The 10280-nt window shown below is 62.6% G+C and carries 8 protein-coding genes; 5 read left to right on the top strand and 3 right to left on the bottom strand.

From position 1 onward, the window contains the following. Nucleotide 1 precedes the first annotated feature (1 nt). Nucleotides 2–676: a protein kinase domain-containing protein gene (locus H567_RS0110500; protein WP_028321369.1), complete on the top strand. Its 675-nt coding sequence runs from the start codon at nucleotides 2–4 to the stop codon at nucleotides 674–676. On the opposite strand, the gene H567_RS24305 is transcribed toward H567_RS0110500, so the two are convergent. Both H567_RS24305 and H567_RS0110490 read right to left on the bottom strand, forming a co-directional pair. Continuing rightward, complete coding sequence (locus H567_RS24305) at nucleotides 624–1058, bottom strand: cupin domain-containing protein (protein WP_051184714.1); 435 nt, start codon at nucleotides 1056–1058, stop codon at nucleotides 624–626. The two genes, H567_RS0110500 and H567_RS24305, sit on opposite strands and share 53 nt — an antisense overlap. A gap of 101 nt (nucleotides 1059–1159) precedes the next feature. Continuing rightward, nucleotides 1160–2707, bottom strand: coding sequence for a long-chain-fatty-acid--CoA ligase (locus H567_RS0110490; RefSeq protein WP_028321368.1), 1548 nt, complete (start codon nucleotides 2705–2707; stop codon nucleotides 1160–1162). A gap of 591 nt (nucleotides 2708–3298) precedes the next feature. Between H567_RS0110490 and H567_RS28500 the strand changes: the two genes are divergently transcribed. The 4 genes from H567_RS28500 to H567_RS27155 all read left to right on the top strand — a co-directional run bounded on the left by H567_RS28500 (nucleotide 3299) and on the right by H567_RS27155 (nucleotide 8273). Next, a complete protein-coding gene (locus tag H567_RS28500) occupies nucleotides 3299–3694 on the top strand; it encodes a hypothetical protein (protein ID WP_153306141.1) in 396 nt (131 codons plus the stop codon). Nucleotides 3695–4180: 486 nt separating this feature from the next. Continuing rightward, on the top strand, nucleotides 4181–5425 hold the full coding sequence (locus tag H567_RS24300; protein WP_084517139.1) for a lytic transglycosylase domain-containing protein: 1245 nt from the start codon (nucleotides 4181–4183) through the stop codon (nucleotides 5423–5425). A 422-nt stretch (nucleotides 5426–5847) separates the two neighbouring features. Continuing rightward, nucleotides 5848–7494: an asparagine synthetase B family protein gene (locus H567_RS24295; protein WP_161626602.1), complete on the top strand. Its 1647-nt coding sequence runs from the start codon at nucleotides 5848–5850 to the stop codon at nucleotides 7492–7494. Next, on the top strand, nucleotides 7491–8273 hold the full coding sequence (locus H567_RS27155; RefSeq protein WP_028321366.1) for a carbon-nitrogen hydrolase family protein: 783 nt from the start codon (nucleotides 7491–7493) through the stop codon (nucleotides 8271–8273). The genes H567_RS24295 and H567_RS27155 overlap by 4 nt, the downstream gene beginning before the upstream one ends. Nucleotides 8274–8300: 27 nt before the next feature. Here the strand turns inward: H567_RS27155 and H567_RS0110465 are convergent, their stop codons facing one another. Then, nucleotides 8301–10256: an acetoacetate--CoA ligase gene (locus H567_RS0110465; RefSeq protein WP_028321365.1), complete on the bottom strand. Its 1956-nt coding sequence runs from the start codon at nucleotides 10254–10256 to the stop codon at nucleotides 8301–8303. Nucleotides 10257–10280: the final 24 nt, after the last annotated feature.

Below are 10280 nucleotides of genomic sequence, written 5' to 3'. Positions count from 1 at the left end.
CATGTTCGAGAACATCCGTCTTGCCGACCTGCCCGAACGGGCCGTGCGTGTGCTGAGGGCGCCCTCGAGCACCCGGCCGGCGATCTGGCTCCTCGAGGAAGAAGGGGCAGGGGCCGTCGTCAAGGATTTCAGCGTCAACCATGCGTGGTACCGCCACACGGCTGGACGCTTCCTCGTCTGGCGTGAGCAGAAGGCCCTGCGGCGCCTTGCCGGCGTCCCGGGCGTCCCGCGGTTGATCGGAGTGGTCGATGGGGTCGCGATCGTCATGGAGCGGCTGCCGGGCCGGACGCTCGAAAACCTGGAGCAGGAGCGCACGCTCGACCCAAATTTCTTCGATCGACTGCAGGAGGCGGTTCTGCAGTGCCATGCGAGGGGGGTCGCTCACTGCGACCTGAAGCGCGCCGCGAACATCCTATTCGGAGACGACGGCCGGCCTTATATCATCGACTGGGGGGCTTCCATCTCGGCGAGCGAGTTCCGGTTCTTCGGGTTGAGGCGGATCTTCGAGCGCTTCGAAGAGGACGACCTCCTGGCGGTGATCAAGGTGAAGCTGCGCCACTGCCCGGACCAGGTGAGCGCGGAGGAAAAGGCCCGGCTGTATCGGAGGAGCGCCCCGGAGCGCCTCATCCGCCGCCTGCGGGACCGTCTGCGGGAGGTCCTTCAGCGGGTCGCCTGACAGGGGCCTGGAGGCCTTCCTCGGTGTCTTCGTAGACCTCGGGATCGAAGCGCGGGGTGCACAGCGCCAGGAATACGAGGTCCGAGCTCCCCGTGCTGGTGATGCGCTGTGAGGCGGCGGGTGGGATGAGGATGACGTCGCCCGGAAGGACTCGGGCGCCGGGCATCCCTTCGACCTCGACCAGTCCGGTCCCCTCGAGGATGACATAGCGTTCGACGGTTCCCCGCAGGCGGTGCCATCGGGTGGTCCGGCCGGCCGGGACCCTCGCGCGGGCGACCGACAGCCCCGGGTCATCGGCCGAGTTGGACACTTCGATGATGAAACACCCCTCCTCCGTGTAGAATTCCGCAGAGAGATCGAGCTGTTTGACGACGGGCTGCATGCTGTCACTCCTTGACGCTCCCCGCTTTGCCGCGGGATGCTCCGGCAAACGAACGGATGGGGCCGCAAGAGGGCCTTGTCCGGGTGCGGAAACGCCGCCTCTCAGCCCCGGAGTCCTTTTTTATAGATCTTGCCCGAGCCGGTGCGCGGGAGGCTCTCCAACAGTTCCACGCTCTTCGGGCATTTGTAGCCGGCCAGGTGCTTCCGGCAAAAGGCGATGACCTCCTCGGGCCGGACCTCGCAGCCGGGCTTCGGCACCACGTAGGCCTTCACCGCCTCCCCCCATTTCGGATCGGGCACCCCCACGACGGCCGCCTCGAGGATGTCCCGGTGCTGATAGAGGACGTTTTCCACCTCGGTGGAATAAACGTTCTCGCCGCCGGTGATGATCATGTCCTTCTTGCGGTCAACGATGTTGACGTAGCCTTCCGCGTCGATGACCGCCAGATCCCCTGTGTAGAGCCAGCCGTCCCGGATGGCCTTCGCCGTCTCATCCGGAAGGTTCCAGTATCCGGGCGTGACCGTGTCCCCTTTGACGATGATCTCCCCGACCTGCGTTTCATCCGCCGCGACATCCCGCCCGGCCTCATCCACGACCCGCAGCCTCACGTTGATGAACTCCCTCCCCGTCTTGGCCTTGTAGCGGAGCTGTTCTGCCGGCGGCAGCGACCTCATGGGGCCTTTGAGGAGGGAAAGCGTGAGGTAGGGGCTGGTCTCGGTCATCCCGTAGGTCTGGACGTAGTCGCATTGGAGGGTCTCCATGATCCGGCGCACCGTTTCGGGAGCGATCGGCGCTCCGCCGCTCAGCATGAAGCGGAGCGAGGAGTAGTCGAATTTCCCTGCCCGCGGCTCGTTCACCATCAGGTTGAGCATGGTCGGTATGAGGTTCGTCAGCGTGATCCTCTCGCGCTCGATGGTCTCGAGGACGCGCAGGGCCTCGAAGACGGGCAGGATGACGTGCTTGCCGCCCGCCCAGGTGATCGCGAAGGTCGCCCAGGCGTCCGCGAGGTGAAAGAGGGGCGCGACGTGGAACCAGTGGTCGCTGTCCGTGATGTGGAGTTCGGCGATGGTGCCGAGGGCGTGGCTCTTGACGTTTCCGTGCGTCAGCATGACGCCCTTCGGCCGGCCGGTGGTCCCGCTGGTGTAGTAAAGGTGGGCAACGTCCCGGTCCTCGAGGGCGATGGGCGGCGGGGGGTCCGGTGGTTCAGCCGCGATGAGGGCCTCGTAGCCGGCCTCGTTCCCTCCGCCGGACGCGGAGTCCCTCTGGGTCCAGATGACCCGCTCGAGGTCCGGCGCGAGCGTCGGGAGGCCCCGGACAGGTTCCTGGAAGCGGCCCTGGGCGATCAGGACCCTGGCCCCGCTGTCCTGGAGGATGAAGCCGAGTTCCCCCGGGGAAAGCCGGAAGTTGAGCGGCACGAGGATGAGGCCGAGGTGGGCTGCGGCAAAATAGCTTTCGAGAAAGACGTGGCAATTCTCATGGAGGACGGCGAGGCGGTCGCCTTTTGCTAGGCCCATTCGGCGGAGTGCGCCGCAAAGGCGCCAGACCCTGGCGGCGAGTGCGGCATAGTCCATGCGGAGATCCCCGCAGACGACGGCCTCACGCTGCGGGTGAAGCCTCACAGCCTTTGGGAGCAGTTCATTCAGGGGCATAAGGGAATCCTTTCTGTTTTTTCCAACGGGAAAGGTCAGGGGTTTCACCAGGCTTTCCTCCGGATGAAAGCCTGGTCTTGAAGGTCTCGTCACAGCGCACCGCGATCGATCCGAAAGCATGGCCCTTCAGAGCAGGATGCGCTCCTTCGGCCCATAGCACAATCGCAAGGCAGGGGTCAAGCGCACGCTTCCAGCATCCGTCCCCAAGCAATGATGCACACTGTTCTGTGCGATTCTCAAGGCCAGGCCTTTTCGGATGATCGGGCTCCTTCTCTTTGGAGAAGCAGTGGGACGAATATTTCCCGGAGGCTGCAAAAAGATCACAGGAGGGGGCTCCGTCGGCGGACTCCGTGTCGTTTGCCGATGCATCCGATTTCAGGAGTTATTTTTGCCTTGGTCGGCGTCTCCCACCCCGGTACGGCGGCCTTCTCCCCTGCCGCTGAACGCGGCCAGAAGGTTGTCCCCGCTTGGTGGGAAGAGAGAAAGCGGTGTTCGCGCAGCCTGGCACATGGCTTGCAAATACTGCGGGGTGCCGTCAGTGATCCGCTGCGGGGGGTGCAAAGCGAAGCCTCCGCGAAGATGCCGTCGTTCATGTTCAATGAAAGGGTTGCCTCCTTGAAGAAAAACCTTCTCCCAGTGGGAGCGTGCCTGCCTGCGCTGCTCATCTTTCTCGTCCTGACGCTGACGTACATCGCCTCATCTGCGGGGATGCACCGGGCGCCGGACCTCTATGCCATCGACACCCAAAGCCCCGGCCCCGTCCGGCTGGGGATGGAATTTATTTTCAGACAGGCCTTTTATATCCTTGCGGCCCTGTCCCTCTTCTGGTCCGCATTTCTTGCCTGCCAGGTGTGGTCCGTCAAACAGAGATACGCAGACCTCATCCGGAAGCGGGGCGAGTTCGAGCGGATCACAAAGGAATTCGACGAGGGGTTGCGGGGCAGGACCGGAGGCAGCCGCCCCGATTCCGATGCATCGATTTTATGAACCGGTGAAAGGGTGATGTTCGTGGTTTCGAAGGCCTAGGAGTCCGCTCCGACGGCCGCCAAGGTCAGGAACAGGTTGCCATGTCGGCTTGAACTCCGTCCCGATCCTGTGGGGGAGGCAGCAAGATCCGGGGGGCTCTCTGCTGTCAGGTGTATTCAAGCAGGCCGGCAGCCTTTTTCCTGGGTGCCGGGATCTTGGCGATCCCGGCACCTTATCCCAACAAAGAGGACCGCTTTATTCTTGGCATGGCCAGGGATACAGCGGTCCTCTTTGTTTGTACCCTTCATTCGTTTCCTTTTTTGGGGCAGGGGACCGAACCACGTTGTATAATGCCGGCAGGCTGCCCTGCCCGTCTGCACCTTGGTGGACCTCGCTGCTTTCAGGTTTCAGGGGCGATGGAGCGCCCTGCCTCTGTGCAGTGGATGGGTTCTTCCCGGTGGTTTTAAAGGCTTGAGGCAGCGCGTCGGCCGGTCGGATGGATGGACGATGAGCGGAGTCTTTCCTGCGGGCCGACCCAAACCTTTCAGTGATGGAGTGAAGGAGGAGATGAGCGGTATGGCTTACAGCGGTGGTTCGAGGCGGTTTGCGAAATGGTTGCGGACAACTTTATGGGTCGGGATGGCGGTGCTTTGCGCTTCAGCGGTCGGCGGTGCGGCCTGTGCCGAGGGACCGGAGCCCGCACCAGGCCATGGGTGGCCCGACCTGGCGGCGTTGGTCAGGGTCGGCGGACCGCTCTCCTTTTGCGGGGAACCGGTGCCTCTCGACAACCGGGAGGTGCGGGAGCGGCTCGAGAAAGAGCTGCTGCTGACGATTTGGGACCGGCCGCAGGTGATGCTCTGGTTGAAGCGGTCGACGCGCTACTTTCCCGCCATCGAGCAGATGCTAAGGGATGCGGGTCTCCCGGAGGACATCAAGTACGTGGCGATCGCCGAAAGCGCTCTGCGGGCGCATGCGGGGTCGCCGAAAGGGGCGATCGGCTTCTGGCAGTTCATGCCGGCCACGGGGCGCCGGATGGGGCTCAGGATCGATTCGCACCTGGACGAACGGCGGAACCTGCGCAATTCGACCGATGCCGCGATCCGCTACCTGTCCGCCCTGTATGCGCAGTTCCAGTCCTGGACCATGGCCGCGGCGGCCTACAACATGGGGGAGGCCGGCCTTCAGACGGAGGTCTTGGAGCAGGGGACCGATGATTACTACCTGCTCTACCTGCCGCTCGAGACCCAGCGGTTTCTCTTCCGCATCCTGTCAGCCAAGATGATCTTCTCCGATCCCCTCAAGTACGGGTTCCGTCTCGAAGAAGAAGATTTCTATCCGCCGGTGGCGTCGGACAGGGTGCAGGTCGTCTGCTCACAGGCTGTGCCGATCCGGATCGTGGCGCAGGCAGCGGGGGCGACATTCAAGCTGATCAAGGACCTCAACCCGGAGCTGAGGGGGTATTATCTGCAGACCGGGACCCATGAGATCGCCGTGCCCGAAGGGGCTGGCGAAGATTTCCAGCGCCGTTTCGAGGAGCATCTGACCACATGGAACAAGGGGCGCGCCGAACAGGTCTACACCGTCAGGAGCGGTGACAACCTGTCCATCATCGCCGAACGCTTCAATGTGCCCTTGAAGGCGCTGCTCATCTGGAACCGCCTCGACATGAACCACCCCATCCAGCCTGGTCAGCGCCTGGTGATTTATCAGCCCGGCCGGCAGAATTCCTCCAACGCCTCGGAGGCTGAATAGGAGCAACCTCCGAAAGAGGCCTGCAGGATATAAAAGGAAATCAATTTATTGCACGTAGGCGACCTGTGCAGGTCGCCGCGCAAGCCAACGTGCAGATGGACGCCGAGATTGGTTAAAAAGAGCCTTTCCGGATAGAAACTCGGCAACTCCAAGAGGGTGAGCCCAAAAGGGGGACGGTGTATTTTTTGGCACGACCGAAAATGCACCGTCCCTTTTTGGTTGGATTTGACTTTCTGTGTAATTTCTATTAAAATAATTTCACGTCAAAATATTATCCATGAAACCCGCGCGTCATGCCGGCCAAGCGCCAGGCGCCTGCCGGGTCGGCCGCACAAGCCCGTCTCTTCATGAACGGCCTCCGGCACGCAGGCGCCTTGCCGGCCGGTGAAGCGCGGACAAAATCAGCGAGGAGAAGAAAGAGGATGTGTACCATTTGTGGACATTATGTGGAGAACGGAAGCATTCCATCAGTCGATATATACGATATGCTCAAGAAAATGGCCCACCGGGGGCCCGATACGCACGGCATCTTCATAGACGGGGCCGTCGAGCGGGCCGGGGAGATCGACGCTTTGAAGGAGAGTCTGCATGCTCCAAGCCGGATCGCCCTGGGCCACTCGACCCTGAAGATCGTCGGAAGGGGGAGACTGGGACAGCCCTACTGTTCGTGCGACGGAAAGCTGACCATGATCCACAACGGGGAGATCTACAACTACCGGAAGCTTCGCACCCTTCTGGTGCGACCCCATGACATCAAGACCACCAGCGACAGCGAGGTGGTGGTGCATCTGCTCGAGGAGACCTACCAGGGGGATCTGCTCGATGCGGTAAAGAAGGTGGTGCCGCTGCTCGACGGGATGTATGCGATCGCGGTGACGGACGGGAAAACGGTCGTGGTGGCGCGTGACCCCATCGGGAAAAAGCCGGTCTATTACACCCGCAACGAGGGTACGACCTACTTTTCTTCCGAGAAGAAGGCGATCTGGAACGGCAGGACCGCTCCCACGCGGCTCAATCCGGGGGAAATTCTCTGCCTCGAGGAGGCGGGTCCTCAGCTGCACGAGGGATATCACCTGCAGGCCCCCCCGATCGATATCGTCGATTTTCGCGAGGCGGTGGAGGCCTATAAGGACGTTTTGGTCAAGGCGTTGAAAAAACGGCTGACAGGCCTCACCCAATCCCGGTTGGGCGTCATCTTTTCCGGGGGGATCGATTCGGTTCTGATCGCGAAGCTGCTCCAAAGTGAGGGGAAATCCATCATCTGTTACTGCACCGGTACGGCGGATTCTGGGGATATGATCGCCGCCAGGGCTGTTGCGGAGGATCTGGGGCTCGAATTGAAGACCACGGTGATCGACGAGGGGACCGTCAGAAAGATCCTGCCGGAGGTCATTCGGAACGTGGAGGAGAGCGGACTGCTCCAGGTGGAGGTCGCCATCCCCATGTATATGGCCGCCAAGCTCGCGGCACAGGACGATATCCGTGTCATGTTCACCGGTCAGGCCGCTGACGAACTCTTTGCCGGATACCCCTGGTACAACGATGTGCTCGAGGAGGACGGGTATCTGAGGCTCCACGAGAAGCTCCTCGAGGATCTCGGGATGCTTTACACGGATACCCTCGAGCGCGAAGACAAACTGACGATGGCCCATGCGATCGAACTCCGGGCGCCGTATCTGGATCGGGATGTCATCCAGACCGCCATGCGCATCTCGCCCCGCCTCAAGCTGGATGGACCGGGCGACGCCCTCCGCAAACGGGTGCACCGCCAAGCCGCCGTCGAGTTGGGGGTGCCGCCCTATCTCGCTTTCCGGGGGAAAGACCCGGCGCAATCCGGCTCCGGGATCCACGGGATCATCGAACGGATCGCCTCGGGCTCGGGGCAGACGATCGACGCCGACCTCGTCGACGAAAATGTGCGCAGGGACAAGGGGAGCCTTTACCGTTACGGCGACAGCCTCTACGGGCGGGATCTCACCCGGTCCTACCTTCAGGAGATCGAGCAGACCATCCAGGATTCCTACACCTGCAGTTTCCTTTCGGCCGCTGCAGGAAGCGCCGGGCAATGAGAATCTGCATCGCCCAGATCAATTACAGCTCGGAGAACATCCATCGCCACTACGAGCGCATCACCGGGATCATCGAAGCCCACCGTTCGTGCGATCTGATCGTCTTTCCGGAGCTGATCCTGCACGGGCACCCGTCCTTCGAGCGTCCGGAGGGGTTTCTCTACCGTAAGATGAAGGTCGTTTACAGCACGATTTCGAGAGACCTCTACCGGTTCGTCGAGCGCGCGGGCGCCCGTGTCATCATCGGGGAGTTGAAACGAAAAGGGGATGACTACTTCAACGTCGCCACCTACATCGACGGAGGGCGGATCGAAAGCTATGTCAAGAGCCATGTCCATTGGACGGAACATTTCGTCCCCGGGACGCGCTTGAAGGTTTTCGATTCGCCGTTTGGCGGCATCGGGGTCAATATCTGCTTCGATGCCGCCTTTTCGGAGGTATGGCGGGTGCTGGCGCTGAAGGGGGCATGGATCGTGGTCAATATCGCAGCGGTTCCAGGGACCTTTCCCGTGGAGAACATGTGGCGGCGCTTTACGGGTGCGGCGGTCTTCAACCAGATCTTCGTCGTTTACGCCAACCGCCCGGGCGGCTACTTCGGCGGCTACAGCGCCGTGTTCGGACCGCGCGGGGAGAGGTTGGCGAACGCCGGTGCGGACGAGGAGGTGTTCGAGGTGGAGATCGACCCCGCCCGGGTGATCGAGTGGCGGCGGGAGGAGGATATCTACGCCAACCGGCGGCCGCTCCTTTACCGCGACATCACCCACCGGCACAAAGCGTAGACTCCTTTCTTTCCGCTCTCCCTCTGCCTAATCGCTCTGCAGCTCCCCCAGGCCGGCGAAGAAATCGAGGGATTCGGGGTTCCTGAGCGCGTCCTTGTTGAGGACGGGCTGGCCCTGGATCGTCTTCTTGACCGCCAGTTCGACCTTTTTCATGTTGAGGGTGTACGGGATGTCCGGGACCGCCAGGATCTTGGCCGGGACGTGCCGCGGGGAGGCGTTGGTGCGGATGGTGCTGCGCAGCCGCGCCTTCAGATCGTCGTCGAGCATGCAACCCGGCGCGGTCTTCACGAAAAGGATCACCCGCACGTCGTTCTTCCAGTCCTGCCCCACCACGAGACTGTCTTCCACCTCCTTGAACTGCTCAACCTGCCGGTAGATCTCCGCCGTGCCGATGCGCACGCCTCCGGGGTTCAGGGTGGCGTCCGAGCGCCCGTAGATGACGACCCCGCCGCGGTCGTTGATTTCGATGAAGTCCCCGTGTCGCCAGACGTTCGGGTAGACGTCGAAGTAGGCCGCGTGGTACTTGGAGCCGTCGGGATCGTCCCAGAAGTAGATCGGCATGGACGGCCAGGGGGCGGTGCAGACGAGTTCGCCCTTTTGGTCGATGACGCTCCGGCCGTTGTCGTCGAAGGCCTCCACCTTCATGGCGAGGCCGCGGCATTGGAGCTCCCCGGCGTAGACCGGCCCCATGGGGTTCCCGAGGGCGAAGCAGCCGTTCAGGTCGGTGCCCCCGGCGATGGAGGCCAGTTGGAGGTCCTGTTTGATGTCGCGGTAGACGAACTCGAAGCCCTCGACCGGCAGCGGAGAGCCGGTGGAAAGCAGGGCCCGCAGGGGGCCGAGGTCGAAGGCGTGCCCGGGCTTGACGCCGGCGTTTTCGAGCGCCGCGAGGTACCCGGCGCTGGTTCCGAAGACGGTGATCTTCTCGTCCTGCGCGAGCTCCCACAAGGCGTCCGCCGCCGGGTGGAACGGGTTGCCGTCGAAGAGCACCAGCGTGGCCCCCAGGGCGAGCGAGCTCGTCAGCCAGTTCCACATCATCCAGCCGCAGGTAGTGAAGTAGAAGATGGTGTCCTCGCGCTTGAGGTCCGTGTGGAGCATCAGCTCCTTCAGGTGGTGCACCAGGATGCCGCCGGTGCTCTGCACCATGCACTTGGGGAGCCCGGTCGTCCCCGAGGAGTACATGATGTAGAGCGGGTGATCGAACGGCAACTGGGCGAACTCCATCTCCGGGGGCGGGGAGGCCTCCTTGAAATCGTCATAGAGGACGGCCCTGGGGACGGCGCCGATGTCCGGGCGGTCCTGGGTGTAGGGGACCACCACGACCTGCCGGGTCGAGGGGAGGTCCTCGAGGATCTCCGCCACGCGGGCGAGCGAGTCGAAGGTCTTGCCCTTGAAGGGATAGCCGTCGGCGGTGAAGAGGACCGTGGGTTTGATCTGGCCGAAGCGGTCGAGGACGCCTTTGATCCCGAAATCGGGTGAGCAGGAGGACCAGACGGCCCCGAGGCTGACGGCGGCCAGCATGGCGGCCGTGGTCTGGGGCATATTGGGCATGAACCCGACCACGCGGTCGCCCGGCGCGACGCCGACCCGCTTCAGGGCGGCGGCAAGGGCGGCGGTCTCTTCGTACAGCCTCCGGTAGGTCCAGCGGATGGTCTCGCGGCCTTCGCTCTTGAAAATCAGCGCCGTGCGGTCGTCGCGGTAGCGCAGGAGATTTTCGGCAAAGTTCAGCCGCGCCCCGGAGAACCATTTGGCGCCCGGCATTTTGGACAGGTCGTCGATCACCTCGCGGTAGGGTTCGGAGGCGATCACGCCGCTGAACTCCCAGAAGGCGGCCCAGAAGTCGGGGATGTTCTGGACGGACCAGGCATAGAGGCTAGGGTATTCGTCGAAGGTCTTCCCGAAGCGGCGGTTGACGTGCTGCATAAAACGGTACATATTGCTGGACTGGATGCGCTGCTCAGACGGTTCCCACAGAAGCTTCGCCATGATATGATCCTCTCTGCTCAAATG

This window comes from Desulfatiglans anilini DSM 4660 (genome assembly GCF_000422285.1).
In the GTDB taxonomy this organism is placed as follows: Bacteria; Desulfobacterota; DSM-4660; order Desulfatiglandales; family Desulfatiglandaceae; genus Desulfatiglans; species Desulfatiglans anilini.
Note: the sequence above shows the minus strand (reverse complement) of the source record. Positions and strands in the feature narration are given on the sequence as shown.

Excerpts from the sequence above, each read along its gene's own strand:
- H567_RS24295 (WP_161626602.1), top strand. The coding sequence starts at position 5,848 with ATGTGTACCATTTGTGGACATTATGTGGAGAACGGAAGCATTCCATCA.
- H567_RS27155 (WP_028321366.1), top strand. The coding sequence starts at position 7,491 with ATGAGAATCTGCATCGCCCAGATCAATTACAGCTCGGAGAACATCCAT.
- H567_RS24300 (WP_084517139.1), top strand. The coding sequence starts at position 4,181 with ATGAGCGGAGTCTTTCCTGCGGGCCGACCCAAACCTTTCAGTGATGGA.
- H567_RS0110490 (WP_028321368.1), bottom strand. The coding sequence starts at position 2,707 with ATGCCCCTGAATGAACTGCTCCCAAAGGCTGTGAGGCTTCACCCGCAG.
- H567_RS24305 (WP_051184714.1), bottom strand. The coding sequence starts at position 1,058 with ATGCAGCCCGTCGTCAAACAGCTCGATCTCTCTGCGGAATTCTACACG.
- H567_RS0110500 (WP_028321369.1), top strand. The coding sequence starts at position 2 with ATGTTCGAGAACATCCGTCTTGCCGACCTGCCCGAACGGGCCGTGCGT.
- H567_RS0110465 (WP_028321365.1), bottom strand. The coding sequence starts at position 10,256 with ATGGCGAAGCTTCTGTGGGAACCGTCTGAGCAGCGCATCCAGTCCAGC.
- H567_RS28500 (WP_153306141.1), top strand. The coding sequence starts at position 3,299 with ATGTTCAATGAAAGGGTTGCCTCCTTGAAGAAAAACCTTCTCCCAGTG.